The sequence below is a fragment of the Pseudomonas sp. KT_2_4 genome (genome assembly GCF_041410225.1).
GTDB classification, from domain to species: Bacteria; Pseudomonadota; Gammaproteobacteria; order Pseudomonadales; family Pseudomonadaceae; genus Aquipseudomonas; species Aquipseudomonas paracarnis.
The window spans coordinates 5,455,030-5,480,725 of sequence record NZ_CP166962.1; the positions used below are offsets into that span (position 1 = coordinate 5,455,030).

Below are 25,696 nucleotides of genomic sequence, written 5' to 3' on the forward strand. Positions count from 1 at the left end.
CTATTTCCCCGGCTTAATCTTCTAGCACTTCGGCGCCACCTCAGCGCCTTTTTCGATCAACACCGGGAGCCCAACCCCATGGCTGAAATCCTCACCCTGCGTGATGCGGTCAAGCGCTTCGTGAACGACGGCGATACCGTCGCCCTCGAAGGCTTCACCCACCTGATCCCTACGGCCGCAGGCCATGAAATCATTCGTCAGGGCAAGAAAGACCTGACGCTGGTGCGCATGACGCCTGACCTGATCTACGACCAGTTGATCGGTGCCGGCTGTGCGCGCAAGTTGATTTTCTCCTGGGGCGGCAACCCGGGCGTGGGTTCCCTGCATCGGCTGCGCGACGCGGTAGAGAAACAATGGCCGCAAGCGCTGGAGATCGAAGAGCACAGCCACGCCGACCTGGCCAATGCCTACGTCGCCGGTGCCTCCGGCCTGCCGTTCGCGGTGTTGCGGGCCTATGCCGGTTCCGACTTGCCCAAGGTCAATCCGCTGATCAAGACCGTCACCTGCCCCTTCACCGGCGAAGTGCTGGCGGCGGTGCCATCGGTGCGTCCGGACATCACCGTGATTCACGCGCAGAAAGCCGATCGCAAAGGCAACGTGCTGCTCTGGGGCATTCTGGGGGTGCAAAAGGAAGCGGCGCTGGCGGCCAAGCGCTGCATCGTCACCGTCGAGGAAATCGTCGACGACCTGAATGCGCCGATGAACAGCTGCGTGCTGCCGACCTGGGCGCTGACGGCGGTGTGTCACGTACCCGGTGGTGCCCATCCTTCCTACGCGCACGGCTACAACGAGCGGGATAACCGCTTCTACCAGGCGTGGGACCCGATTGCCCGCGACCGCGGGACCTTTACCGCCTGGATCGACGAATACATCCACGGCACTGCCGACTTCAGTGAATTCCAGGCCAAGCTGGCCGCCGCGCAGGAGGCTAAGTAATGGCTTATTCCACCAATGAAATGATGACCGTCGCCGCCGCACGCCGCCTCAAGAACGGCTCGGTGTGCTTCGTCGGCATCGGCCTGCCATCCAAGGCGGCCAACCTGGCGCGCCTGACGTCCTCGCCGGATGTGGTGCTGATCTACGAGTCCGGCCCGATTGGGGCCAAGCCCAGCGTGTTGCCGCTGTCCATCGGCGATGGCGAGCTGGCGGAGACCGCCGACACCGTGGTGCCCACCGGTGAGATCTTTCGCTACTGGCTGCAGGGCGGGCGCATTGATGTCGGTTTTCTCGGCGCGGCCCAGGTCGACCGTTTCGGCAATATCAACACCACCGTGGTCGGTGATTATCACCAGCCCAAAGTGCGTTTGCCGGGTGCCGGTGGCGCGCCGGAAATCGCCGGTTCGGCCAAGAGCGTGTTGATCATCCTTAAGCAATCGTCCCGTTCGTTTGTGGACAAACTGGACTTCATCACCTCCGTCGGTCACGGCGAAGGTGGCGACTCACGCAAGCGTCTGGGCCTGCCCGGCGCCGGCCCGGTGGGCATCATTACCGACCTGTGCATCATGGAGCCGGAGGAGGGCAGCCATGAGTTCGTGGTCACTGCACTGCATCCCGGCGTGACCCGCGAGCAAGTGGTCGCCGCCACCGGCTGGGCGATTCGCTTTGCCGACCAGGTGAGCACCACCGCTGAACCCACCGAGACCGAACTGACCGCCCTGCGTGACCTCGAAGCACGCACCGCCGCCGCCCATGGCCAAGCACCGGGAGAAGCCTGATGCGCGAGGTTTATATCTGTGATGCCATTCGCACGCCCATCGGCCGTTTCGGTGGTGGCCTGTCCACGGTGCGCGCCGATGACCTGGCGGCACTGCCGATCAAGGCGTTGATCGAGCGTAACCCGTCGGTGGACTGGAGCGCCGTAGACGAAGTCTTCCTCGGCTGCGCCAACCAGGCAGGTGAAGACAACCGCAATGTGGCACGCATGGCGTTGCTGCTGGCGGGGCTGCCGGAAAGTATTCCCGGCGTGACCCTCAACCGCCTCTGTGCCTCGGGCATGGATGCCATCGGCACCGCCTTTCGTGCGATTGCCAGCGGTGAAATGGAGTTGGCGATTGCCGGTGGCGTCGAATCGATGTCCCGCGCTCCGTTTGTGATGGGCAAGGCCGACGCGGCGTTCTCGCGCAACATGAAGTTGGAAGACACCACCATTGGCTGGCGCTTTATCAACCCGCTGATGAAGGCCCAGTACGGTGTGGATGCCATGCCGCAGACCGCCGATAACGTGGCCGATGACTATCAGGTTTCCCGCGCCGACCAGGACGCTTTCGCCCTGCGCAGCCAGCAACGCACCGCCGCTGCCCAGGCCGCCGGGTTCTTTGCCGAGGAAATCGTTCCGGTGCGAATCGCCCATAAAAAAGGCGAAACCCTGGTGGAACGCGATGAACACCCACGGGACACCACGTTGGAAGCCCTGGCCAAGCTCAAGCCGGTCAACGGCGCGGACAAGACCGTCACTGCCGGCAATGCCTCGGGCGTCAACGACGGCGCCGCCGCGCTGATCCTCGCCAGCGCCGAGGCCGTCAAGCAACACGGCCTCACCGCCCGCGCCCGTGTGCTGGGCATGGCCAGTGCCGGAGTCGCCCCGCGGGTGATGGGCATCGGCCCGGTGCCGGCGGTGCGCAAACTGGTGGAGCGCCTGGGGTTGGCGGTCACCGACTTTGATGTGATCGAACTCAACGAAGCCTTCGCCAGCCAAGGCCTGGCGGTGCTGCGCGAGCTGGGTATCGCTGACGATGCGCCCCAGGTCAACCCCAACGGCGGCGCCATTGCCCTCGGTCACCCCTTGGGGATGAGTGGTGCGCGGTTGGTGATGACGGCCCTGCACCAATTGGAAAAAAACCGGCGGCCGCAAAGGCCTGGCGACCATGTGCGTGGGCGTCGGCCAAGGCCTGGCCCTGGCGATTGAACGCGTCTGATAACTAAAAGAGGATTGCTCCATGAGTGACAAGCCCGGTTACCGGCGCCCGCAAGCGGGCACTCAACCTGATTACCTGCACCCGGCCTACCAGTCGACGAACCTGCGTTCGCCTTCACAGCCTTTGGTGTTCCTGCCCCATTCCTTGTCGGAAATCACTGGCCCGACCATCGGCGCCGAACGTATCAATGAGAAGGACAACGACCTGACAGCCCAGCATGAGGGCGAGCCGCAAGGCGAGCGCATCATCATTCATGGCCGTGTGCTGGACGAAAACGGCCTGCCAGTGCCGGGCATCCTTGTGGAGATCTGGCAGGCCAATGCCGCCGGCCGCTACAACCACAAGCGCGACCTGCACGATGCACCCCTGGACCCGAATTTCACCGGCACCGGGCGCACCGTCACCGACGCCGACGGCTGGTACCAGTTCCAAACCATCAAGCCCGGCGCCTACCCGTGGGGCAACCACCACAACGCCTGGCGCCCGGCGCATATCCACTTTTCGCTGTTCGGCCCCAGCGTGCTGACGCGCCTGGTGACGCAAATGTATTTCCCGGGCGACCCGTTGCTGGAATACGACCCGATCTACAACTGCGTGCCGGACACCAGCGCCAAGCAACGCTTGATCGCCAGTTTCGACCTGGAAAAAACCATTCCTTCCTATGCCCTCGGCTACCGCTGGGACATCGTCCTGCGCGGCCGCGACGCCACGCCGATGGAGAAATGAGATGACACTCAACGCGACCACGTCCCACACCGTCGGGCCGTATTACCACATTGGCCTGACCTGGCTGAACCGTGAAGACCTGACCGTCACTGCCACCCTCGGTGAACGTGTGGCAATCAGCGGCCAAGTGGTGGACGGCAACGGTGATGTCGTCAACGATGCCATGCTGGAAGTCTGGCAGGCCAATGCCGCCGGCAAATATGCTCACCCCGAAGACGAGCAGGACAAAGCGCTCGACCCGAACTTCGAAGGCTTTGGCCGCGTGCCGGTGGATGCCGAAGGGCGTTTCCGCTTTACCACCGTCAAGCCGGGCAGTGTGCCGGGGCTGAAGGGCACCACCCAGGCGCCGCATTTGGTGGTGCTGGTGTTTGCCCGTGGGTTGGTGAAGCACTTGCTGACGCGGATTTATTTTGACGGTGAGGCCTTGAACGGCGATGACCCGTTGCTGGCGTGTGTGCCGGCAGAACGTCGGGGCACCTTGATTGCCCAGGCGGATGCGGCAGGGGTTTATCAGTGGAATGTGATTTTGCAGGGCACAGATAAGGAAACGGTGTTCTTCGACTATTGAGTTGGCTGTAGGGCCCCATCGCAGGCAAGCCAGCTCCCACCTTGAATGTGTTCACAACACAAAATGTGGGAGCCGGGCTTGCCCGCGATGAGGCCCTCTCAGGCTCCACCTATCCAAAAGTCTGCTTGCGGAACAGGGTTGTTGCAAAGTATGTCTAGGCTATAACCGTTCCCACTGAGTAAAAAAACATGACAACAAAAACCAGCCACTACACCGGGGAAGAACGCAGCAAAAGGATCTTTGCGATTGTCGGTGCGTCCTCCGGCAACCTGGTCGAATGGTTCGACTTCTACGTCTATGCCTTCTGCGCGATTTATTTTGCTCCGGCGTTTTTCCCCTCGGACGACCCCACGGTGCAGTTGCTCAACACCGCCGGGGTGTTTGCCGCCGGGTTCCTGATGCGACCGATCGGTGGCTGGTTGTTTGGCCGGGTGGCCGACAAGCACGGGCGCAAGAACTCGATGATGATCTCGGTGCTGATGATGTGCGGCGGCTCCCTGGTCATCGCCTTTCTGCCGACCTACAACGCCATCGGTGCCTGGGCGCCAGCGTTGCTGTTGGTGGCGCGGCTGTTCCAGGGCTTGTCGGTGGGCGGCGAATACGGCACCACGGCCACTTACATGAGTGAAGTCGCGCTCAAGGGCCAGCGTGGCTTCTTTGCTTCGTTCCAGTACGTGACCCTGATCGGCGGCCAGTTGCTGGCGGTGCTGGTGGTGGTGATCCTGCAACAGATCCTCACCGAAGAAGAACTGCGCGCCTGGGGCTGGCGCATCCCGTTTGTGATCGGCGCTATAGCCGCCGTGATCTCCCTGCTGCTGCGTCGCACCCTGAAAGAAACCACCAGCAAGGAAATGCGTGAAGACAAGGACGCCGGCAGTATCGTCGCGCTGTTTCGCGACCACGGCAAAGCCTTCATTACGGTGCTGGGCTACACCGCCGGCGGCTCGCTGATTTTCTATACCTTCACCACCTACATGCAGAAGTACCTGGTGAATACCGTGGGCATGCACGCCAAGACGTCGAGCTACATCATGACCGGCGCGCTGTTTCTGTACATGTGCATGCAGCCGTTGTTCGGCATGTTGGCCGACAAGATTGGCCGGCGTAATTCCATGCTCTGGTTTGCCGGCCTTGGCACGCTGTTTACCGTGCCGATCCTGCTGACCTTGAAAACCGTGACCAGCCCGTTTTTGGCGTTTGTGCTGATCACCCTGGCCTTGGCGATTGTCAGCTTCTACACCTCCATCAGCGGCCTGGTCAAAGCGGAGATGTTCCCGCCCCAGGTGCGTGCATTGGGTGTGGGCCTGGCGTATGCGGTGGCTAACGCGGTGTTTGGCGGTTCGGCAGAAGTGGTTGCGCTGAGCCTCAAATCCATCGGCATGGAAAACACCTTTTATTGGTACGTCACCGCGATGATGGCGGTGGCCTTCCTGTTCAGCTTGCGCCTGCCGAAACAGGCGGCGTACCTGCATCACGATCTGTAAGGGATGAGTTATGACGCTGCGCACGAGCAATCAACTGTTCGACGCTTATTTCACCGCTGACAGCATGGCCGAACTGTTCTGTGACCAGGGGCGTTTGCAGGGCATGCTGGATTTCGAGGCCGCACTGGCCCGGGCGCAGGCCCGGGTCGGGTTGATTCCCCAGGCCGCTGTCGCACCGATTGCCCAGGCGTGCCTGGCGTCGCTGTATGACGTGGACGCCCTTGGCAGCGCGATTGCCACGGCGGGAAACTCTGCGATTCCATTGGTGAAGGCGTTGGGCAAGTTGATCGCCAGTGAGGACGCCGACGCCGAGCGTTATGTACACCTGGGCGCAACCAGCCAGGATGTGATGGACACCGGCCTGGTGCTGCAACTGCGCCGTGGGGTGGAATTGATCGAGGCCGACCTGGCTCGCCTGGGGGAGGTGTTGGCCGCCCAGGCTCAGCGTTACGCCACCGTGCCGTTGGCCGGGCGCACCTGGTTGCAGCATGCGACGCCGGTCACCTTGGGGATGAAAATCGCCGGTTGGCTGGGCGCGGTGACGCGCAGTCGCCAGCGCCTGGCCGAGTTGAAGCCGCGCCTGCTGGTGATGCAATTTGGCGGCGCCTCGGGCACCTTGGCCGCGCTCGGCGAACACGCCATGCCTGTGGCCGAGGCCTTGGCTGCCGAGTTGCAACTGGGCTTGCCGGAGCAACCCTGGCACACCCAGCGTGACCGCCTGGTGGAGTTTGCCAGCCTGCTTGGCCTGATCGCCGGTAGCCTCGGCAAATTGGGCCGCGATAGCAGCCTGCTGATGCAGACCGAAGCGGCGGAGGTGTTCGAGCCTTCGGCGCCGGGCAAGGGCGGTTCGTCCACCATGCCGCACAAGCGTAACCCGGTGGGCGCCGCGGTGCTGATCAGCGCGGCCACCCGCGTACCGGGTCTGGTGGCGACAATGTTCAGCGCCATGCCCCAGGAGCACGAACGCAGCCTGGGCTTGTGGCACGCCGAATGGGAAACCTTGCCAGAGATTTGCCGCTTGGTGTCCGGTGCCTTGCATCAGGCAATTCTGGTCAGTGAAGGGCTGGAGGTGAATGCCGAACGCATGGCACACAACCTCGGCCTGACTCAGGGCCTGGTACTGGCCGAAGCGGTGAGTATCGTGCTCGCCCAACGCTTGGGCCGCGACACTGCGCACCATCTGCTGGAGCAGTGCTGCAAACGTGCGGTCGCCGAGCAGCGCCATTTGCGCGCGGTACTGGCGGATGAGCCGCACGTCACCGCCGAGCTGTCGGCGGCTGAACTGGATCGCCTGCTCGACCCTGCCCACTACCTGGGCCAGGCGTCTACCTGGGTCACGCGTGCGGTGACCGAACATTTTGCTTTGACTGCCTGAGGAGAACGCTGTGGCTTTTGTACAACTCGCCGAGGGCGAACTGCATTACCAACTCGAGGGGCCCGCCGACGCACCGGTACTGGTGCTGTCCAATTCCCTGGGTACCGACCTGCATATGTGGGATCTTCAGATCCCGGCCTTCACCGAGCATTTTCGTGTGCTGCGTTTCGACACCCGTGGCCACGGCCAATCCCTGGTGACCGAGGGGCCTTACAGCATCGAGCAACTGGGTGCAGACGTGCTCGCACTGCTGGATGCGCTGGATATCCAGAAGGCACATTTTTGCGGATTGTCCATGGGCGGCTTGATCGGCCAATGGCTGGGCATTCATGCCGGCGAGCGCCTGCAACGCCTGGTGGTGTGTAATACCGCGGCCAAGATCGGCACGCCCGAGGTGTGGAACCCGCGTATCGAAATGGTCCTGCGTGATGGCGCCGTCGCGATGGTGGCGCTGCGCGATGCGTCGATTGCGCGCTGGTTCACCGCAGATTTCGCCGCTGCCAACCCGCACCAGGCCAAGCAGATCACCGATATGCTCGCAGCCACTTCGCCCGAGGGGTATGCCGCCAACTGCGGCGCCGTGCGCGATGCGGATTTTCGTGAGCAATTGTCCTCGATCAAGGTGCCGACCCTGGTGATTGCCGGCACCGAAGACGCGGTGACGCCGCCAGGCGGCGGCCGTTTTATCCAGAGCCATGTGCAGGGCGCCGAGTACGCCGAGTTCTATGCAGCGCACCTGTCCAACGTTCAGGCCGGTGCTGCGTTCAGCGACCGGGTGATCGAATTTCTGCTGGCCCGCTGAGGAGCTATTTGTGGACGAGAAACAACGTTACGCCGAGGGCCTGCAGGTGCGCCGCGAAGTACTGGGCGATGCCCATGTCGACCGCAGCCTCAATGCCCTGACCGAGTTCAACAGCGAGTTCCAGGAAATGATCACCCGCCACGCCTGGGGTGACATCTGGACCCGTCCCGGCCTGCCTCGGCATACCCGCAGCCTGATCACCATCGCGATGCTGATCGGCATGAACCGCAGTGAAGAACTGAAGCTGCACCTGCGTGCCGCCGCCAGCAACGGCGTAACCCGCGCCGAGATCAAGGAAGTGCTGATGCAGAGTGCGATCTACTGCGGGATCCCGGCAGCGAATGCGACGTTTCACCTGGCGGAGTCGGTGTGGGATGAGTTGGGTGTGGAGTCTCGCCAACAAGACTGAATGTGAAAGGCGATCCCCTGTGGGAGCTGGCTTGCCTGCGATTGCAGCGACGAGGTCTGACTGGGGACCGTGTTGTCTGCATCGCAGGCAAGCCAGCTCCCACAGGGGATCGTCACAGGTTTAAGGTATTAGCGGGAATCAGCATCCCACAGCCAATTCCACACCCCAGGCAGGTGCACCGGCTCGTTCACAGCCTTGACCGTCCGGGCCAGCGCTGCGCGTTCCAGCGCGGCGTGGTCGGTATAGAACGGCTCGGCCGCGGTCTTCAAACCGTTGACCCGTGCGCTGTCCATCAGAATCTGCAAGTACTCCTGCATATGCCGCGCGGTGTAGCGGTTGATGTCATGGAAGGTCACCACTACCGGGATCACACCCTCCACTGTCGGTAGTTCACCTAAGGCGATGCGTTCGCGTACCACCGACAGTTGCCGATACAGGTTTGCCCGCCGACGCGGGCTGGCGTTGAAGCCCCAGATCTTGCCGTCATTGGCGCTCAAATCCGTCAACAGTACCTGCATGCCGTGGCGTTGGTAGGCGGCGAAGGTGCGCTTGTCGTAGTTCCAGAAGGGTGGGCGTACCAGCACGGGGCGCGCGCCCGTGATGGCGGCAATGTCTGCGGCGCCTTCGGTAAGGGTGTGTTCCAGCGTGGCGTCGTTCAACCAGCGATGATTGGTGTGAAACGCGGTGGCCGTGTGGAAGGCCAGGACATGGCCAGCGGCGAATTCTCGTTCCATGGTCTTGCGGCCTCGGGAACTGCCGCCTGCGCGAGCGGCTTCGGTCTGCAGGAAGAACACCGCCTTGATCCCCGGCAGCACCGGGTTGTTGGCCAGGTCCGCCACTACCGAACGGCTCGGGTTGTTGTAGCCCGAGGCGCTTGGGCCATCGTCGAAGGTCAGCAAAAAGCGGATCGGCGCCTGGGCCAGCAGGCGTTGTTCGGTCTGTGGTGTCAGGGCGATGGGTGCGCTGATACAGCCCCCCAGGCTCAAGACCAGGGCAAACAAAGCGATTGCTGTAGCGAAGGATTTCATGCCGTGCAGGGCCCGAGTAAAGGCCGCTGCTGGGGGGATCAGCAGCGGCAGGCGCGCACCATACAGTAAGTGCTATGCCGGTTTACAGCAGACTGATCGGATAGCTGACGATCAACCGGTTCTCATCGAACTCGTTGTTGCTGTAGTCCCTGCGCATGCTCGAATTGCGCCAGCGCACGTTGAGGTTTTTCAGCGTGCCGCTTTGCACCGTATAGCCTACTTCGGTCTCGCGGCCCCACTCCTTGCCGTCGGTGATGGTGCCGGTGTGCACGTTGCTGCCGCTGATATAGCGGTTCATCAGGGTCAGGCCCGGTACACCGAGGGCGGCGAAGTTGTAGTCGTGGCGAACCTGCCAGGATTTTTCCTGTGCGTTGTCATAGCTGGAGTTGTAGCTGTCGTTGGCCAGGGTGCCGCCGCTGGTGCCGTTGACGCGCATCCAGGCACTGTCGCCGGTGAGTTTTTGCAGGCCGACGTAGAAGGTGTTGCCACCGTACCTGGCCGAGAACAAACCGGACCAGGTTTTGTTGTCCAGGTCGCCGGCGCGGGCGCTGCCGTCGTCCTTACCGTAAAAGAAGCCCAGGTTGGCGCCCAGGGTCCAGTCGCCCACAGGCTGGCTGTGGATCAGATTGACGAACTGCTGGCTGTAGATGTCCTTGAGCTGGGCATTCCACACGCCGACTTGGGTGCGTTTGTCGTTGAATGCGTATTCGGCGCCCTGGAAGTTGAAACGGTCGGAGGTGAAGGCGGTTTTGCCGAACATTGACATGTCGCTCATGCTGCCATCGTCCCGCGGACTATTGGCGCGGAATTGGCCGCCATAGAGGGTCAGGCCGTCGATTTCCTTCGAGGTGATCTGCCCGCCACGCAGGGTCTGTGGCAGGGAGCGGCCATCGTCGGAACGCAGGATCGGCAGCACCGGCATCCATTCGCCCACCTTCAGCTCGGTCTTGGAAAAGCGCGCCTTGAATGCCACGCCCAGCCGGCCAAACTCATCGGCTGGCCGGCCGTCATGGTCCAGCGGCAGCAACTGCGTGCCGCCTGTGCCACGCCCGCCATCGAGCTTGAGCGAGTACAAGCCCAGCACGTCCACACCAAAACCGACTGTGCCTTGGGTGAACCCGGACTTGGCGTCGAGAATGAAACTTTGCGTCCACTCCTGCGCGCCACCCTGAGCCTTGGTCGGGTTGGTGTAGTTGCGGTTGAAGAAGAAATTACGCAGGTTGAGGTTGGCGCTGGCGTCTTCGAGAAAGCCGTGATCCTGGGCGAGAACGGGCAGGGCAGAACTGGCGACAGCAGCCGCCAGCAACAGCTGGCGCGGTTGGAAAGTGCTCATGGTGTGAACCTGTTGTTATTGGGTTTATGCAGGTGGCGGCCATGGTGCGCGGCGGTGCGGGGGCGATGAAAGTAGGGGAAGGTGGGTTGTGGGCGATGATCGAACGCAAGTTGTAAGGGCAACAATGTAGGCATAAAAAAACCGCTTCCGGTGAGGGAAGCGGTTTTCACACCCGCGCTATCAGAACAACTTCAACGGCGGTGCTTGTTCTTTCAACGGCTCGTTCTTCGCAGTCTGCTCGTTCCAGCCACCGCCGAGGGCCTTGTACAGGTTGACCTCGCTGGTGAGCTGCGCCAGGCGGTCGGTGATCAGCGATTGCTGGGCACTGAACAGTTGGCGCTGGGCGTCGAGGAAGGTCAGGTTGCTGTCGACACCAATGCGGTAGCGACGCTCGGCCAGGCGGTAGTAATCCTGGTTAGCCTCGACGAAGCCGCGCTGGGCATCCAATTGCTGCTTGTAGGTCGCACGCGCGGCCAGGCCGTCGGAGACTTCCTGGAAGCCGGTCTGGATGGCCTTCTCGTAGTTGGCCACGTTGATCTCTTTCTGGATCTTCGAGTAGTCCAGGCTTGCGCGCAGGCTACCGGCGTTGAAGATCGGGATGTTGATCTGCGGGGCAAACGCCCAGGTCCCCGAACCGCCTTTGAACAGGCCACCCAGGGTAGGGCTGGCAGTACCGGCGCTGGCGGTCAGGCTGATGCTCGGGAAGAACGCCGCACGGGCCGCGCCGATGTTGGCGTTGGCGGCCTTGAGGTTGTACTCGGCCTGCACAATATCGGGACGACGTTGCAGCAGGTCCGATGGCAACCCGGCGGGCACTTCGCTGAGCAGGTCATCGGACAGCGGCTTGCTGGCGATATTCGCCGGCAGGCCGGTGCCCAGCAGCAGGGTCAGGCCGTTTTCGTCCTGGGCCACCTGGCGGGTGTAACGCGCCAGTTGCACACGGGCGTTTTCCACCGAGGTGCGTGCCTGGCTGAGGTCGAGGGCCGAGGCCACGCCGACTTCATTGCTGCGCGAGGTGAGCTTGTAGCTTTGCTCGAACGCGGCCAGGGTGTCCTGGGTCAGCTTGAGCAGCTCCTTGTCGGCCTGCCAGGTCAGGTAGGCATTCGCCACGCTGGCCACCAGGCTGATTTGGGTGCTGCGACGTGCTTCTTCAGTGGCGAAGTACTTCTGCAGCGCTTCTTCACTGAGGCTGCGCACGCGACCGAACAGGTCCAGCTCATAAGAGCTGATCCCAAGGCCCGCCGAGTACTGGCTGGCGATAGTCGATTCGCCGGTCTGCGACAGCTTGGCCGGGGTGCGCGAACGGCTGCCGTTACCGGTGGCCGACACGGCCGGGAACAGGTCGGCACGTTGGATCTGATATTGCGCCGCATAGGCGTCGATGTTCAGCGCCGCGACACGCAGGTCACGGTTGTTCACCAACGCGGTCTGGATCAGCTGTTGCAGGGCAGGGTCATGGAAAAACTGCTTCCAGCCTTGCTCGGCAGCGGCCTGGCTCGGCGCCTGGGCCGACGAATACGCCGGCCCCTGCGGGAACTGCGCGGCCACCGGCGCTTCGGGGCGCTGATAGTCAGGTATCAGCGAGCAGCCACTGAGCACGAATGCGGTGACGGCTAGGGAAAGTAGCGACTTGCTCATTGGCCAGCCTCTTTAGGAGTTTCAGTAGTGTCTTTCTTTTTGCGTTCGCCAGCGGCGGACACGGTTGCGTAGAACAGCGGCACCCAGAAGATCGCCAGCACAGTGGCCGTGATCATACCGCCGATAACGCCGGTACCGATTGCGTGCTGGCTGCCTGAGCCGGCGCCGGTGGAGATTGCCAGCGGTAGTACGCCGAGCATGAACGCCAACGAGGTCATGATGATCGGGCGCAGACGCATACGGGACGCTTCGATAGCCGCCTCGACGATGCCTTTGCCTTGCTCGTGCAGTTCCTTGGCGAATTCCACGATGAGGATGGCGTTTTTCGCCGCCAGGCCCACCGTCACCAACAGGCCCACCTGGAAGAACACGTCGTTGGACAAGCCGCGCATGCTGGTGGCGATCAGTGCACCGATCACACCCAGTGGCACAACCAGAATCACCGCAATCGGAATCGACCAGCTTTCGTACAGTGCTGCCAGGCACAGGAACACGACCAAAAGCGACAGTGCGTACAGGGCTGGCGCCTGGGAACCGGAAAGGCGTTCTTCGTACGACAGGCCTGTCCAGGCATAACCGACACCGGCCGGCAGTTCTTTGGCAATGCGTTCGACTTCGGCCATCGCATCACCGGTACTGTAGCCCGGTGCCGGGGTACCGAGGATTTCCATCGCCGCTACACCGTTGTATCGCGAAAGTTTGGGCGAACCGTAGATCCACTGGCCCGACGAGATAGCCGACAGCGGCACCATTTTCCCGTCGTTGCTGCGCACGTACCATTTGTCCAGATCTTCAGGCGACATGCGGCTGGCGGCGTCACCTTGTACATACACCTTCTTCACGCGACCACGGTCGATGAAGTCGTTGATGTAGCTACCACCCAAGGCAATGGCCAGGGTCTGCTGGATATCGGCGAGGCTGATGCCTTGGGCACTGGCCTTCTCGTCGTCAACGGTCAGCTCGTACTGCGGCTCATCGTTCACGCCGTTAGGGCGTACGCCGGCCAGCACCTTGCTTTGTGCCGCAGCGCCCAGGAACTGGTTACGTGCAGCCATAAGCTTGTCGTGGCCGACGCCACCCTGGTCTTGCAGGAACACGTCAAAACCGGTGGCGTTACCCAGCTCCAGCACCGAAGGCGGCACGATGGCAAATACCATGGCGTCCTTGAAGGCCCCGAAGAAGTAACCCTGGGCACGCTTGGCCACTTCGAACACCGACTGGCTCGAATCCCGCTCGTCCCACGGCTTGAGCATCACGAACGCAAGACCCGAGCTCTGGCCACGGCCAGCAAAGTTGAAGCCGTTCACGGTAAACACCGATTTCACTGCCTTGCCTTCGCCTGGCTCGCCCTCCTTGTCGTTCAGCAGGAAGGCGCGCATGTCGTCGACGACTTTTTGCGTGCGCTCAGCCGAAGCACCGACCGGTGTCTGCACCTGGGCGAAGATCACACCCTGGTCTTCCTCAGGCAGGAACGCGCTTGGAATACGGGTGAACATCCAGATCATGCCGGCCAGGATCAGCGCGTACACCAGGAATGCCGGGATCTTGTGCTTGATCATGCCGCCCACGCCGCGCTCGTACTTGAGTACGCCACGGTCGAAGGTGCGGTTGAACCAGCCGAAGAAGCCGCGCTTGGGCTGGCCGTGTTTTTCCGGATCAATCGGCTTGAGCATGGTGGCGCACAACGCCGGGGTGAAGATCAGGGCAACCAGCACCGACAACGCCATCGCCGAAACGATGGTGATGGAGAACTGCCGGTAGATCACACCGGTAGAACCACCGAAGAACGCCATCGGCAGCAGTACCGCCGACAGTACCAGGGCAATACCCACCAGGGCGCCCTGGATCTGGCCCATGGACTTTATCGTTGCTTCCTTGGGCGACAGGTGCTCCTCAGCCATTACCCGTTCGACGTTTTCCACTACCACGATGGCATCGTCCACCAGCAAGCCGATGGCCAGGATCATGCCGAACATGGTCAAGGTGTTGATGGTGAAGCCGCACGCCGCCAGGATCCCGAAGGTACCCAGCAATACCACCGGTACGGTCATGGTGGTGATGATGGTGGCACGGAAGTTCTGCAGGAACAGGAACATCACCAGGAACACCAACACAATCGCTTCGACCAGGGTGTGAACCACACCGGAGATCGACTCGGTCACGACCGGCGTGGTGTCATACGGCACCACCGCCTTCATGCCTGGCGGGAAGAACGGCTCCAGGGACTTGACTGTTTCGCGGATGGCCTTGCCAGTGTCCAGGGCGTTGGCACCGGCCGCCAGCTTGATCGCCATACCCGAAGCCGGCTTGCCGTTGAACTGTGCACTGATGCTGTAGTTCTGGCCGCCCAGTTCGATGCGCGCGACATCACCCAGGCGAACCTGGGAGCCGTCGGTGTTCACCTTCATCAGGATCTTGGCGAATTCCTCGGTGCTTTGCAGGCGCGTCTTGCCGATGATCGTGGCGTTCAGCTGGGTGCCGGGCAGGGCAGGCAGGCCGCCCAGTTGGCCGGTGGCCACCTGCACGTTCTGGGCCTTGATGGCATTGCTGACGTCCACTGGCGTGAGCTGGTAGTTGTTGAGCTTGGCCGGGTCGAGCCAGATACGCATCGCGTACTGCGAACCGAACACCTGGAAGTCACCCACCCCCGCGGTACGGGAGATCGGGTCCTGGATGTTGGACACGATGTAGTTGGAGAGGTCGTCCTTGGTCATGCTGCCGTCTTCCGACACTAGACCGATCACCATCAGGAAGTTCTTCACCGACTTGGTCACACGGATACCCTGTTGCTGCACTTCTTGCGGCAGCAGTGGGGTGGCCAGGTTCAGCTTGTTCTGTACCTGGACCTGAGCGATATCCGGGTTGGTACCCTGGTTGAACGTCACGGTGATGGTCATGCTGCCGTCGGAGTTACTGTCCGAGGAGACATACCGCAGGTTGTCGATACCGTTGAGCTGTTGCTCGATGACCTGCACCACGGTGTCCTGCACGGTTTGTGCGGACGCGCCTGGGTAGGTCACCTGGATATCAATGGCCGTTGGCGCAATGGCCGGGTATTGGTTGATGGGCAACTTCAGGATCGAGAGTGCCCCGACCAGCATGATCACCAGGGCAATTACCCAGGCGAAAATGGGACGGTCGATAAAAAATTTCGACATGGATTACTCCCCTTGACCAGCAGCGGCAGCAGGCGCTGCGGCAGTACCGGCGGGTTTAGCGTTGGAGGCTTCCGTGACCTTCACCTCGGCGCCTGGCTTGACGTACTGCAAGCCTTCGGTGATGACGCGATCACCGGCATTGAGGCCTTTTTCCACCAGCCAGTAGGCACCGGCGGTACGGTTGGCAACCAGTTCACGTTGCTCGACCTTGTTGTCCTTGTTCACGATCAGCGCCGTCGGAATGCCGCGCAGGTCACGGGTCACGCCTTGTTGCGGAGCCAGGATGGCCTTGCTGTTCACACCGGCCAGCAACTGGGCGTGGACGAACATGCCCGGCAGCAGCACGTGGTCAGGGTTGGGGAACACGGCGCGCAGGGTCACGGAACCGGTGGTCTGGTCGACCGACACTTCGGAGAACTCGAGCTTGCCGTCCTGGGCGTAGGCCGTGCCGTCTTCCAGGGTCAGCTTGACCTTGGCAGCGTTGTCGCCGGCTTTTTCCAGTTGGCCACTGGCCAGGTCGCGACGCAGCTTGAGCATTTCAGCTGAAGATTGCGTGACGTCGACGTAGATCGGGTCCAGTTGCTGGATCACCGCCATGGCGTCGGCCTGGCCATTGCTGACCAGTGCGCCTTCGGTGACCGAAGAACGGCCAATACGCCCGGAGATCGGCGCGTACACCTTGGTGTAGCGCACGTTGATCTGGGCGGTTTGAACGTTTGCCTCGGCAGTCATGCGGTTGGCAACGGCGGTGTCGTATTCCTGACGGCTGACGGCCTGCTCCTCGACCAATTGCTTGTAGCGATCGGTGATGGATTTGGTCTGGGTCAGGCTCGCCTGTGCGCTTTTGAGCGTGGCTTCATACACCGACGGGTCGATCTGGTAGAGCTGTTGCCCTTCCTTCACGTCGGCGCCTTCCTTGAACAGGCGCTTGAGAATGATGCCGTTGACCTGCGGCCGAACTTCCGCAATGCGGAAGGCCGTGGTGCGGCCTGGCAGCTCGGTGGTCAGGGTATAGGCTTGCGGTTGAATGGTGACCACGCCGACCTGAGGGGTTTGAGCGGGCGGTGCCGCTTCTTCCTTTTTACATCCGCTGAGCAGCGATGCCAGGGCGACGGCAGTGACCAGAGCGGTAACAGCTGGCTTAAGTTGCATGAAGATCCTCGGGTCAGGCGCGCAGAGTGCGCACAAGAAGTGTGGAAGGGTAAAAAACAAGCCGTGAGTGGATAAGTAGCTTGCTACGCAATATACTTACGTTCATGGTTGTTTGTAAACTCTTGACAGGCTTCGCGCAATGCTGACAAAGCACCGCTGCAAGCCTCGATTCTAGTACGTTCGGCGCCCATGACGGCGTCGTCCCACAATTATTCAGATGATGGTCAAGTACCATCCACAGTGTCCTGATTGAGGTTTTACTGCCATGGTTCGTCGCACCAAAGAGGAAGCTCAGGAAACGCGCAGCCAGATTCTCCAAGCCGCCGAGCAAGCCTTTTATGAGCGTGGCGTGGCGCGCACCACCCTGGCGGACATCGCCGCGCTGGCAGGGGTGACGCGCGGGGCTATCTATTGGCATTTCAGCAATAAGTCCGATTTGCTCCAGGCCCTGCTCGACACGCTGCACGAACCGCTGGACGAACTGGCCCGGGCGAGTGAAAGCGAGGATGAAGCCGACCCGCTCGGCTGTATGCGCAAGCTGCTGATTCATCTTTACCACGAAGTGGCCCTGGACCCGAAAACCCGGCGCATCAACGAGATTCTGTTTCATAAGTGCGAGTTCACCGATGAAATGTGCGACATGCGCCGCCAACGCCAGACCCACAGCCTGGAATGCAACCTGCGTATCAGCCTGACGTTGCGTAACGCGGTCAATCGCGGGCAACTGCCTGAAAATCTCGACACCACCCGTGGGGCTGTCTGCATACATGCCTTCATCCACGGTTTGATCGGCCAGTGGCTGCTGGTCCCCGATAGCTTTGAACTGCACCAGGACGCCGAGCGCTGGGCTGACATAGGGCTGGACATGCTGCGCCTGAGCCCCAGCCTGCGCAATTGAAACAAAATGCGTAATTGCAACCCGTTGTGTCAACAGTAAAGCCTAAGGACGGTCAATCGTCCTTCTGGCTGATTTGTGGGGTGACTTTATATACGGCCTGGCGAGCGGTTGATAGGTAGCCGGCTAAGTATTTTGTAGCGATATTGTTGCCGTTCTGTGAAGCGATGTTTCCAGGGGACTACAGACAGGCACAAATGTAGGAGGGGGACTTGCCTCTGATACTGTAGGAGCGAGCAAGCTCGCTCCTACAGTATTTGCGGATGACGTTAGATCGGCAGCGTCGGGTAGTCGATGTAACCTACCGGGCCTTTGCCATAGAAGGTCTCCGGATGCGGCTCGTTCAACGGCGCATCAGCCTTCAGTCGCGCCGGCAGGTCCGGGTTGGCGATGAAAGGAATACCGAAGGCCACTGCATCCGCCTTGCCCGCCGCCAGCCAGGCATTGGCGCTGTCTTTGGTGAAACGTTCGTTGGCGATGTACGCGCCGCCGAAGGCTTTTTTCAGCTGCGGGCCAAGGCTGTCTGCGCCTTCTTTTTCACGGGAGCAGATAAAGGCGATACCGCGCTTGCCCAGTTCGCTGGCGACGTAGGTGAAGGTCTCGGCGAGGTTGTCGTCGCCCATGTCATGCGCGTCAGCACGCGGTGCCAGGTGCACGCCCACGCGGCCGGCGCCCCAGACTTCGATGGCGGCGTCGGTGACTTCCAGCAACAGGCGCGCACGGTTTTCCAAAGAGCCGCCGTACTGGTCGGTGCGCTGGTTGGTGCTGCTTTGCAGGAACTGGTCGAGCAGGTAGCCGTTGGCGCCGTGGATTTCCACGCCGTCGAAGCCTGCGGCCTTGGCGTTCTCGGCGCCGGTGCGGTAAGCGTCGACGATGTCGGCGATTTCAGCGGTTTCCAGGGCGCGCGGGGTCGGGTAGTCGGCCAATGGGCGAACCAGGCTGACGTGGCCTTTAGCCTGAACCGCACTCGGAGCCACCGGGGTTTCGCCGTTCAGGTAGGACGCGTGGGAGATGCGGCCCACATGCCACAACTGCAAGAAGATCTTGCCGCCCGCGCCATGCACGGCCTTGGTGATGTTGGCCCAGCCGCGCACCTGATCGTTGGACCAGATGCCGGGGGTGTCCGGGTAGCCCACGCCCATGGGCGTCACGGAAGTGGCTTCGCTGAGGATCAGCCCGGCGGAGGCGCGTTGCACGTAGTACTCGGCCATCAGTGCGTTGGGTACGCGGCCGGCATCCGCGCGGCAGCGGGTCAGCGGCGCCATGATGATGCGGTTCGACAGTTGCAGGTCGCCCAGTGTGATCGGATCGAAAATAGTCGTCATGGGAAAAACACCTTCTCTTTCAAGTTGATCAGTGGGTCGCGGGGGCCAGGTCGGCATTGGCGCCCTGACGGAAAGTGATCAGGGTCACCAGCAGCGCGAGGATGGCCAGCGCCGCGGCGGCCAGTGGCACGCGGGTCAGGCCGAAACCGTGGGCAATCACGCTGCCACCGACCCAGGCGCCGAGGGCGTTGCCAATGTTGAAGGCCCCGATGTTCAGGGTGGACACCAGGTTCGGCGCGGCCTTGCCGAAGGTCACCACGTTGATTTGCAGCGCCGGCACGGCGGCGAACGAAGCGGTGGCCCACAGGAACAGGGTGATTTCAGTCGGTATCACCGCAACGCTGGTCCAGCTCAGCACCGTGCAAACCACCGCCATGCTGATGAACACGCCGATCAAGGTGGCCGCCAGGCGCTTGTCCGCCAGTTTGCCGCCGATGATGTTGCCCACGGTGAGGCCCAGGCCGATCAGCAGCAGCGTCCAGGTCACGCCTTTGGGCGACACGCCAGTGACATCGCCCAGCAGCGGCGCGACGTAGGTAAAGAGGGTAAACATGGACGCGGCAAACAGCGCAGTCATGCTCAGTGACAACCAGATACCGGCGCCCTTGAGGGCGGCCAGTTCGGCACGCATGTCGAGTTTTTCTTCGTCACGCTTGGCGGGCAGGAAGCGAATAAGGCCGATCAAGGCGATCACGCCAATCACGGTCACGGCCCAGAAGGTCGAGCGCCAGCCGGCTTCCTGGCCCAGCGCCGTACCCAGGGGCACGCCCAGCACGTTGGCCAGGGTCAACCCGGTGAACATCAGCGCCACCGCCGACGCACGTTTGTTGGCCGGCACCAGGTTGGCCGCCACCACCGAACCAATTCCGAAGAAGGCTCCGTGGCACAACGCGGTGACCACACGGGCAAACATCAGCACGTTGTAGTCGCTTGCCAGGGCGCAGAGCAGGTTGCCGATAATGAAAATACCCATCAACGCTACCAGCGCCGCCTTGCGTGGCAGCCTGGCGGTGGCCAGTGCCATGAACGGTGCGCCGATGGCCACGCCCAGGGCGTAACCGGTGACCAGCCAGCCGGCGCCGGGAATTGACACACCCAGGTCTGCCGCCACATCGGGCAGCAAGCCCATGATGACGAACTCGGTGGTGCCGATGGCGAAGGCGCTCAGGGCCAGTATGAGTAGCGAGAGGGGCATGTACGTGTCCTTGGTGATTACGGTGCGCTGAGTTCGGTAATGAGCGCAGTCAGAAAGGCTTGGATCACTTCCTCATTGCGCTTGAAAAAGTGCCACTGTCCAGCCTTCTGGCTGCTGATCAGACCCGCCCGTTGCAAGGTGGCCAGGTGGGCCGACACCGTCGACTGGGACAAGCCGCAGCGCTGGTCGATCTGCCCGGCGCAGATGCCGTATTCGTGGTTGTGCAATTGCTCGGGGAACTGCACTTTCGGGTCTTTGAGCCAGGTGAGGATGTCTCGTCGTACTGGGTGCGCCAGGGCTTTTATTATTTCGTCGAGGTCGATGGACATGGCAGGGTGCTCGGTGTCGTAAAGCGTTATATCGCGATAAGGCGAACTTTAGATCGTAATATCCCGATATACCAATATGATTTTGATCTGAGGCCAGGTCGAATCGGTATATCGGGTTATAACGATATGTTGGTGGCAGTGGTAGACTGCGCGGCATGAATTATCTCGCACATCTGCACCTGGGCGGCCAACTTCCTGCGCAATTGCTGGGTAGCCTTTATGGTGACTTCGTCAAAGGCCGCCTGCAGGGCCAGTTCAGCCCGCAAATCGAAGCGGCGATCCAGTTGCATCGTTCCATCGACCGCTTTACCGATAGCCATCCGCTGGTGGGCGAGGCCTTGTCGCGCTTCAGTCTGACCCGCCGGCGCTATGCCGGGATCGTCCTCGATGTGTTTTTTGACCATTGCCTGGCGCGGGATTGGGCGCTGTATGCCGACCAGCCTCTGGAGCGTTTCACGTCCCAGGTGTATCAGGTGTTGGCGGCTGAACCCGCGTTGCCGGGGCGGCTGGCGCAGATTGCGCCGTATATGGCCGCGGATGATTGGTTGGGCTCGTACCGCGAGTTTGCGGTGATGGACCAGGTGCTGCGCGGGATTTCGCGGCGGCTGACGCAGCCTGAGGAGTTAGGATATGCGATGCAGGAGTTGCGGGTTTTATATGAGCCCCTGAGTGAGGACTTTCGACTGTTCTACCCAGAGTTGCAGAAATTTGCGCAATCTCAACTGACTACATGAGAGCTGAATGTGGGAGCTGGCTTGCCGGCTCCCATATTTGGATTGTGTTCACATTGCTTCAGGCTGCGAATGCAGGTCGAGCAGCCACTTGCTCTGCTTCCGGCACTGGCCCAAACAACGCCTTCTGCACCGCTTGCTGCGCCTGATACGCCAACGCCGCACGTTCCTGCCCAGTGCAGGCAATCGGTTTGAGCACATGAATCTCTACATCGCCCTGGTCATTGGAAAACAAGCGCATCAGGTGCGATAGCAAATCATCATCGCCAATAAAGGGCGCCAGCGGGTCGACCTGGCCGTCGCGCAGATACCGAATCGCCACCGGCTGCAGCGACACATCCGCATCGATCGCGCTGGCCAGCAAGCGCCCGTGGAACGTGCGCAGGCCGCGACCGTCGGTGGTGGTGCCTTCGGGGAACATCAGCAAGGGGTGCTGTTGTTCCAGATGACGGGTCATCTGCTTGCGAATCAGTTGGCTGTCACCTGAACCGCGACGAATAAACAGGCTGCCAGCCTTGGCCGCCAGCCAGCCCGCCACCGGCCAGGTACGTACTTCGGCCTTGGACAAAAACGACATCGGCGCCACCATGCCCAGCAACGGGATATCCGTCCAGGACACATGATTGCTCACCCACAGCATCGGCGTTTGCGGCAACTCGCCATGCACCGTCACGCGAAAGGGCAGGGCGTTGGTCAGCCGTGCCATGAAGAAGCGCGACCAACGCTGGCGCCGCACCATCGAGTTAGCCACCCCCAGGCGCTCGAACAGGCCGAACACACTGGCCATGCTCAACCCCAGCCCCACCACCAACAGCACGCGGGCGATGCGCCCGTAAATGCGCAGGCGGTTCATCACATGGCCGCCTTGAAGTGGCGCGCGTAACGCGGGCACAACTCGTCGCGCTTGAGCAGGATAAACACGTCGGCTACCTGGAAGTCTTCATCCCAGCACGGCTCGCCGCAGATCTTCGCGCCCAGGCGCATGTAGGCCTTGAGCAGCGGCGGCATTTCGGCGATGACGTTGGACGGCAAGTCCAGGGCCGGCAGCGGTTTTTTCGGTTCGGCGCGCAGGTGTTCGTTGCACAGATAGCGCTCGCGCAAGCGCTGCATGATCGCGTGGGCCTGGATGCCGCCATCGTGCATCGGGATGCTTGCGCAGCCCATCAGGTAGCTGTAGCCACCCTGGTTGAGTACCTCGGCCAACTCGCCCCACAACACCGCGATGGTGCCGCCATTGCGATAGGCCGGGTCGACGCAGGTGCGGCCAATCTCCAGAATCGGGCCCTGCAAGTGCAGCAGGCCATGCAGGCTGAATTCTTCTTCGCTGTAGAACCGGCCCAGGGTGCTGGCGGCCTGGTGGTCGAGCAGACGGGTAGTAGCGACGAGTCGACCGCTGTTCAAATCCCGCACGCCGATATGGCTGCAGTGAACATCATAGTCATCCATGTCCAGACCCAGTTCCGCGCCTTTCAGCTTGGCGTTGAACTCGCCGCTGAACACGTTGAACCGCAGGGCCTGGGCTTCCTGCAATGCCTGTGCGCCTACCAGGCGTTCGGCTTGCAGACGGCGTTCATTGCCTTTGTCGCTGATGCGGGCGATCTGAGTCATAGCGAGTCTCCGGGTGCCGGCCAGGTTGCGGCCAGTCGACTTTGTTGTCCAAAGTCAGGCTATGTAGCCTCGGTGTCAGCTCCATGAAGTTACGGTGACGGTTGGATGACAGCCCCCTTGTCGCAAATCTGTCACTGGCGTGAGCTAGGCTCGCGGGCTTGAATGCCCCCTTGAGTTTGCGTCCATGGTCCGAGGCCTGTTGTGCGTTGCCCTGTTGTTCGTCGCCGTGAATGCTCGCGCTGAAATCTGGCCTGAAAAGGAGTGGGTCGTGGGCACAGCCCTCTCCGGTCCCGCTGTCGATGCCCTGAACGCCTACGCTTTCCCACCCCGTGACGATGTCACCCGCAACGGTATTCGCACCGACGCGTTGCTGGTCATTCGGGATGGCGAAATCATCTATGAACGCTACGCCGCACCCACCACTGCCAGCACACCGCACCTGACCTGGTCCGTCAGCAAAAGCCTGATGGCTACCGTGCTGGGCGTGGCCTATGGGCAAGGCCGCTTCAAACTCAGCGACCCTGTCGCACGTTTCTACCCGCCGATGAAGCAGCACCCTAAGGTAACCATGGCCGACTTGCTGCACTGGGCCTCCGGGTTGGATTGGCAGGAAGACTACGAATACGCCCCGCTGAAGTCTTCGGTAGTGGCGATGCTCTACACCCGTGGCCACACCGACATGGCGCAATTCACGGCGGATACCGAAGCCGCCGCCGCCCCCGGCCAGGTTTTCCGCTATTCCAGCGGCGACAGTAACCTCTTGTCCGCCGCGCTCAAGGGCATGCTCGGCCACAAGGCTTACATGAACTACCCATGGGACGCGCTGTTCCAGCCCCTGGGCATTCGCGACGCAACCTGGGAAACCGATGCGGATGAAACGTTTGTCGCGTCGTCCTATGCCTATCTCACAGCCCGCGATCTGGCACGAGTAGGGCTACTGATGGCGCGGGATGGGCGCTGGGGCGAGCGACAACTGCTGCCCAAGGACTGGGTCGCCTTCAACCGCCGGCCCTTCGATCGCTACAAAGCCGGCCAGGATGAAGCCGTGCCGGGCGGCCATTGGTGGCTCAACACCGGCGCCCCCCAACCCTGGCCCGACGCACCGGCCGCCACCTTTGCCGCGCTGGGGCACTGGGGCCAGGCGCTGTTTGTGCTGCCCGATGAACACCTGGTGATCGTGCGTTACGGCGATGATCGGGATGGTAGTTACCGGCATAACGAACTGCTCAAACGAGTGCTGGCGGCGGTGCGCTCATGATGCGTCGTCATCCGTTCATCAGCGTTTTACTGGTGTTGTTTATCGCACTCTTGGGCTGGGTTTGGCACGAGCGCGTCAACCTGCAAGCCTTCCCTGACATCATCGCGGCGTACACCGCCAAGGAGTATTGCTCGTGCCGGTATGTGGCCAACAACCCTGCGCAGTATTGCCTGGGGTATGTGAAGCAGTACGTGCCAACCAGTGCGTTCACTGACTCGCCGGAACGCAGTGAAGTCACGGCAAGCGGTTTAGGGCGTACGCAGACGGCGCGGTGGTTGGGCGACCGTCAAGGCTGCCGCCTCAACCCCTGACACACCCAAATTCCCCTGTGGGAGCTGGCTTGCCTGCGATAGCGCCAGGTCAGTCAACATCACGGGTGCCTGTGCCGCCGTCATCGCAGGCAAGCCAGGTCCCACATTTAGATTATCTGCGTGGGTTCTCGGAAAAAGAACCGGCCCTGAGGTTCCACAGAGTGGAACCACCTTTGATTGTCCTCACGCGCACATCGCGCTTAGCTGTCGATGTGTCGCCAACAAGAACGGGACCACCCGCCTGTGAGGAGAATCACCATGCGCCCGCACCAGCACATCCTGGATTGGCTCAGTGACGTTGCCAGCGACTTGCACGCTGTGCGTCACGATATCCACGCCCACCCCGAACTCGGCTTTGAAGAGAACCGCACCTCAGCACTGGTCGCGCAGTCATTGCGGGAGTGGGGGTATGAGGTGCATACCGGCATCGGCAAGACCGGTGTGGTCGGCGTGCTGCGTAACGGCAGCAGCTCGCGCACGTTGGGGATTCGCGCCGACATGGACGCCTTGCCCATCATCGAAAATACCGGCGCGGTCTATACCAGCCAGCATGCCGGCTGCATGCACGCCTGCGGCCATGACGGCCACACCACCATGTTGCTCGGTGCCGCGCGTTACTTGGCGGCGACGCGGCAATTGGACGGCACTTTGAACCTGATTTTCCAACCCGCCGAAGAAGGCCAGGGCGGTGCCGAGGCGATGTTGGCGGACGGTTTGCTGGAGCGCTTTCCTTGCGACGGGTTGTTCGGCATGCACAATATGCCGGGTTTGCCGGCGGGGCATCTGGGCTTGAGAGTTGGCCCGATGATGGCGTCCCAGGATTTGCTTACCGTGACCCTCGAAGGTGTCGGTGGCCACGGCTCCATGCCACACCTCACTATCGATCCACTGGTGGCGGCAGCCAGCATGGTCATGGCTCTGCAAACGGTGGTGGCGCGCAATATCGATACCCAGGAAGCCGCCGTGGTCACCGTCGGCGCCTTGCAGGCCGGCCAGGCGGCCAACGTGATTCCCCAGCAAGCGTTATTGCGCCTGAGCCTGCGCGCACTCAACCCCAAGGTGCGTGAACAAATGCTGGAACGGGTCAACGCGATCATCCAGACCCAGGCCGCCAGCTTCGGCTGCACCGTGCAGGTCGAACACCGCCCGGCCTACCCGGTGCTGGTCAACCACGCCGAAGAAACCGAATTCGCCCGTCAGGTCGGCGTGGCCTTGCTCGGTGCCGACGCCGTGGACGGCAACACCCGCACGCTGATGGGCAGCGAAGACTTCGCCTGGATGCTGCAACGCTGCCCAGGCAGTTATCTGTTTATCGGCAACGGCGTGTCGCGGCCGATGGTGCACAACCCCGCCTATGACTTCAACGACGACATCCTGCTGACCGGCGCAGCCTACTGGGGCGCGCTGGCCGAGAGCTGGCTCAAGCCGGCCTGATGACCTCTTTTTTCTGCCGCTG

At 61.8% G+C, this 25,696-nt stretch carries 23 protein-coding genes and 1 pseudogene; 14 read left to right on the forward strand and 10 right to left on the reverse strand.

The genetic code is table 11. The annotated features are described in order from the left end of the window. The first annotated feature begins 78 nt into the window (after positions 1–78). The 9 genes and pseudogenes from AB9N64_RS25075 (at position 79) to pcaC (ending at position 8,279) form a co-directional block, all read left to right on the forward strand. Positions 79–936, forward strand: a complete 858-nt coding sequence (locus AB9N64_RS25075; protein WP_014717292.1) for a CoA transferase subunit A — start codon at positions 79–81, stop codon at positions 934–936. Beyond that, on the forward strand, positions 936–1,715 hold the full coding sequence (locus AB9N64_RS25080) for a CoA-transferase subunit beta (protein WP_003189301.1): 780 nt from the start codon (positions 936–938) through the stop codon (positions 1,713–1,715). Before AB9N64_RS25075 ends, AB9N64_RS25080 begins: the two co-directional genes overlap by 1 nt. Further along, positions 1,715–2,915: pseudogene (pcaF, locus tag AB9N64_RS25085) on the forward strand (3-oxoadipyl-CoA thiolase). Before AB9N64_RS25080 ends, pcaF begins: the two are co-directional and overlap by 1 nt. 21 nt (positions 2,916–2,936) lie before the next feature. Further along, positions 2,937–3,641: a protocatechuate 3,4-dioxygenase subunit beta gene (pcaH, locus tag AB9N64_RS25090; RefSeq protein WP_019817832.1), complete on the forward strand. Its 705-nt coding sequence runs from the start codon at positions 2,937–2,939 to the stop codon at positions 3,639–3,641. Between the two features lies 1 nt (position 3,642). After that, entirely contained in the window at positions 3,643–4,209 is a 567-nt protein-coding gene (gene pcaG / locus AB9N64_RS25095) for a protocatechuate 3,4-dioxygenase subunit alpha (protein ID WP_014717295.1), read from the forward strand. 188 nt (positions 4,210–4,397) lie between these two features. Then, positions 4,398–5,693, forward strand: coding sequence for an MFS family transporter (locus tag AB9N64_RS25100; RefSeq protein WP_014717296.1), 1,296 nt, complete (start codon positions 4,398–4,400; stop codon positions 5,691–5,693). Between the two features lie 10 nt (positions 5,694–5,703). Then, positions 5,704–7,068 carry a 3-carboxy-cis,cis-muconate cycloisomerase gene (locus AB9N64_RS25105; protein ID WP_371359754.1) on the forward strand — a complete coding sequence of 455 codons (1,365 nt, stop codon included), beginning with the start codon at positions 5,704–5,706 and terminating at the stop codon, positions 7,066–7,068. 10 nt (positions 7,069–7,078) lie between these two features. Further along, positions 7,079–7,870, forward strand: coding sequence for a 3-oxoadipate enol-lactonase (pcaD, locus tag AB9N64_RS25110; RefSeq protein WP_371359755.1), 792 nt, complete (start codon positions 7,079–7,081; stop codon positions 7,868–7,870). Positions 7,871–7,880: 10 nt separating this feature from the next. Further along, positions 7,881–8,279: a 4-carboxymuconolactone decarboxylase gene (gene pcaC, locus AB9N64_RS25115; protein WP_003189316.1), complete on the forward strand. Its 399-nt coding sequence runs from the start codon at positions 7,881–7,883 to the stop codon at positions 8,277–8,279. Positions 8,280–8,407: 128 nt separating this feature from the next. Here the strand turns inward: pcaC and AB9N64_RS25120 are convergent, their stop codons facing one another. The 5 genes from AB9N64_RS25120 to AB9N64_RS25140 form a co-directional block, all read right to left on the reverse strand. After that, positions 8,408–9,307 (reverse strand): polysaccharide deacetylase family protein, encoded by a 900-nt coding sequence (locus AB9N64_RS25120; protein ID WP_137270990.1) that lies wholly within the window; start codon positions 9,305–9,307, stop codon positions 8,408–8,410. A gap of 82 nt (positions 9,308–9,389) precedes the next feature. Further along, positions 9,390–10,640 (reverse strand): OprD family porin, encoded by a 1,251-nt coding sequence (locus tag AB9N64_RS25125; RefSeq protein WP_019817827.1) that lies wholly within the window; start codon positions 10,638–10,640, stop codon positions 9,390–9,392. 180 nt (positions 10,641–10,820) lie between these two features. Then, entirely contained in the window at positions 10,821–12,278 is a 1,458-nt protein-coding gene (gene adeC / locus AB9N64_RS25130) for an AdeC/AdeK/OprM family multidrug efflux complex outer membrane factor (RefSeq protein WP_371359756.1), read from the reverse strand. Further along, a complete protein-coding gene (locus tag AB9N64_RS25135) occupies positions 12,275–15,436 on the reverse strand; it encodes an efflux RND transporter permease subunit (RefSeq protein ID WP_014717302.1) in 3,162 nt (1,053 codons plus the stop codon). The genes adeC and AB9N64_RS25135 overlap by 4 nt, the downstream gene beginning before the upstream one ends. 3 nt (positions 15,437–15,439) lie before the next feature. Continuing rightward, positions 15,440–16,588 carry an efflux RND transporter periplasmic adaptor subunit gene (locus AB9N64_RS25140; protein ID WP_014717303.1) on the reverse strand — a complete coding sequence of 383 codons (1,149 nt, stop codon included), beginning with the start codon at positions 16,586–16,588 and terminating at the stop codon, positions 15,440–15,442. Between the two features lie 265 nt (positions 16,589–16,853). On the opposite strand from AB9N64_RS25140, the gene AB9N64_RS25145 reads away from it, so the two are divergent. Continuing rightward, positions 16,854–17,486: a TetR family transcriptional regulator gene (locus AB9N64_RS25145; RefSeq protein WP_014717304.1), complete on the forward strand. Its 633-nt coding sequence runs from the start codon at positions 16,854–16,856 to the stop codon at positions 17,484–17,486. A gap of 266 nt (positions 17,487–17,752) precedes the next feature. Here the strand turns inward: AB9N64_RS25145 and AB9N64_RS25150 are convergent, their stop codons facing one another. Genes AB9N64_RS25150 through AB9N64_RS25160 form a run of 3 tightly spaced genes read right to left on the reverse strand, consistent with a single transcriptional unit; the run spans position 17,753 to position 20,332 of the window. Beyond that, positions 17,753–18,808 carry an alkene reductase gene (locus AB9N64_RS25150; RefSeq protein WP_038449371.1) on the reverse strand — a complete coding sequence of 352 codons (1,056 nt, stop codon included), beginning with the start codon at positions 18,806–18,808 and terminating at the stop codon, positions 17,753–17,755. A gap of 28 nt (positions 18,809–18,836) precedes the next feature. Next, entirely contained in the window at positions 18,837–20,003 is a 1,167-nt protein-coding gene (locus AB9N64_RS25155) for an MFS transporter (protein WP_014717315.1), read from the reverse strand. A 17-nt stretch (positions 20,004–20,020) separates the two neighbouring features. Further along, a complete protein-coding gene (locus AB9N64_RS25160; RefSeq protein WP_003189349.1) occupies positions 20,021–20,332 on the reverse strand; it encodes a helix-turn-helix transcriptional regulator in 312 nt (103 codons plus the stop codon). Positions 20,333–20,487: 155 nt separating this feature from the next. On the opposite strand from AB9N64_RS25160, the gene AB9N64_RS25165 reads away from it, so the two are divergent. Further along, the gene (locus AB9N64_RS25165) at positions 20,488–21,066 is read left to right on the forward strand and encodes an ACP phosphodiesterase (RefSeq protein WP_014717316.1); all 579 of its coding nucleotides are present in this window, start codon (positions 20,488–20,490) and stop codon (positions 21,064–21,066) included. A 58-nt stretch (positions 21,067–21,124) separates the two neighbouring features. Here AB9N64_RS25165 and AB9N64_RS25170 read toward each other — a convergent pair whose 3' ends face one another. Continuing rightward, entirely contained in the window at positions 21,125–21,916 is a 792-nt protein-coding gene (locus AB9N64_RS25170; RefSeq protein ID WP_014717317.1) for a 1-acyl-sn-glycerol-3-phosphate acyltransferase, read from the reverse strand. After that, positions 21,916–22,671, reverse strand: coding sequence for an L-ornithine N(alpha)-acyltransferase (gene olsB, locus AB9N64_RS25175; RefSeq protein WP_003189352.1), 756 nt, complete (start codon positions 22,669–22,671; stop codon positions 21,916–21,918). The genes AB9N64_RS25170 and olsB overlap by 1 nt, the downstream gene beginning before the upstream one ends. A gap of 184 nt (positions 22,672–22,855) precedes the next feature. Here olsB and AB9N64_RS25180 point away from each other — a divergent pair, with 184 nt between their 5' ends. From AB9N64_RS25180 to AB9N64_RS25190, 3 genes are all read left to right on the forward strand, one after another. Further along, positions 22,856–23,929 (forward strand): serine hydrolase domain-containing protein, encoded by a 1,074-nt coding sequence (locus AB9N64_RS25180; RefSeq protein WP_371359757.1) that lies wholly within the window; start codon positions 22,856–22,858, stop codon positions 23,927–23,929. Continuing rightward, positions 23,926–24,240, forward strand: a complete 315-nt coding sequence (locus tag AB9N64_RS25185) for a hypothetical protein (protein ID WP_014717319.1) — start codon at positions 23,926–23,928, stop codon at positions 24,238–24,240. The genes AB9N64_RS25180 and AB9N64_RS25185 overlap by 4 nt, the downstream gene beginning before the upstream one ends. A gap of 258 nt (positions 24,241–24,498) precedes the next feature. After that, positions 24,499–25,674 carry a M20 aminoacylase family protein gene (locus tag AB9N64_RS25190; protein ID WP_019817817.1) on the forward strand — a complete coding sequence of 392 codons (1,176 nt, stop codon included), beginning with the start codon at positions 24,499–24,501 and terminating at the stop codon, positions 25,672–25,674. Positions 25,675–25,696 lie beyond the last annotated feature (22 nt).

Coding starts and splice junctions, on each gene's coding strand:
- AB9N64_RS25075 (WP_014717292.1), top strand. CDS start 79: ATGGCTGAAATCCTCACCCTGCGTGATGCGGTCAAGCGCTTCGTGAAC.
- AB9N64_RS25080 (WP_003189301.1), top strand. CDS start 936: ATGGCTTATTCCACCAATGAAATGATGACCGTCGCCGCCGCACGCCGC.
- pcaH (WP_019817832.1), top strand. CDS start 2,937: ATGAGTGACAAGCCCGGTTACCGGCGCCCGCAAGCGGGCACTCAACCT.
- pcaG (WP_014717295.1), top strand. CDS start 3,643: ATGACACTCAACGCGACCACGTCCCACACCGTCGGGCCGTATTACCAC.
- AB9N64_RS25100 (WP_014717296.1), top strand. CDS start 4,398: ATGACAACAAAAACCAGCCACTACACCGGGGAAGAACGCAGCAAAAGG.
- AB9N64_RS25105 (WP_371359754.1), top strand. CDS start 5,704: ATGACGCTGCGCACGAGCAATCAACTGTTCGACGCTTATTTCACCGCT.
- AB9N64_RS25120 (WP_137270990.1), bottom strand. CDS start 9,307: ATGAAATCCTTCGCTACAGCAATCGCTTTGTTTGCCCTGGTCTTGAGC.
- AB9N64_RS25125 (WP_019817827.1), bottom strand. CDS start 10,640: ATGAGCACTTTCCAACCGCGCCAGCTGTTGCTGGCGGCTGCTGTCGCC.
- adeC (WP_371359756.1), bottom strand. CDS start 12,278: ATGAGCAAGTCGCTACTTTCCCTAGCCGTCACCGCATTCGTGCTCAGT.
- AB9N64_RS25135 (WP_014717302.1), bottom strand. CDS start 15,436: ATGTCGAAATTTTTTATCGACCGTCCCATTTTCGCCTGGGTAATTGCC.
- AB9N64_RS25140 (WP_014717303.1), bottom strand. CDS start 16,588: ATGCAACTTAAGCCAGCTGTTACCGCTCTGGTCACTGCCGTCGCCCTG.
- AB9N64_RS25145 (WP_014717304.1), top strand. CDS start 16,854: ATGGTTCGTCGCACCAAAGAGGAAGCTCAGGAAACGCGCAGCCAGATT.
- AB9N64_RS25150 (WP_038449371.1), bottom strand. CDS start 18,808: ATGACGACTATTTTCGATCCGATCACACTGGGCGACCTGCAACTGTCG.
- AB9N64_RS25155 (WP_014717315.1), bottom strand. CDS start 20,003: ATGCCCCTCTCGCTACTCATACTGGCCCTGAGCGCCTTCGCCATCGGC.
- AB9N64_RS25160 (WP_003189349.1), bottom strand. CDS start 20,332: ATGTCCATCGACCTCGACGAAATAATAAAAGCCCTGGCGCACCCAGTA.
- AB9N64_RS25165 (WP_014717316.1), top strand. CDS start 20,488: ATGAATTATCTCGCACATCTGCACCTGGGCGGCCAACTTCCTGCGCAA.
- AB9N64_RS25170 (WP_014717317.1), bottom strand. CDS start 21,916: ATGAACCGCCTGCGCATTTACGGGCGCATCGCCCGCGTGCTGTTGGTG.
- olsB (WP_003189352.1), bottom strand. CDS start 22,671: ATGACTCAGATCGCCCGCATCAGCGACAAAGGCAATGAACGCCGTCTG.
- AB9N64_RS25180 (WP_371359757.1), top strand. CDS start 22,856: ATGGTCCGAGGCCTGTTGTGCGTTGCCCTGTTGTTCGTCGCCGTGAAT.
- AB9N64_RS25185 (WP_014717319.1), top strand. CDS start 23,926: ATGATGCGTCGTCATCCGTTCATCAGCGTTTTACTGGTGTTGTTTATC.
- AB9N64_RS25190 (WP_019817817.1), top strand. CDS start 24,499: ATGCGCCCGCACCAGCACATCCTGGATTGGCTCAGTGACGTTGCCAGC.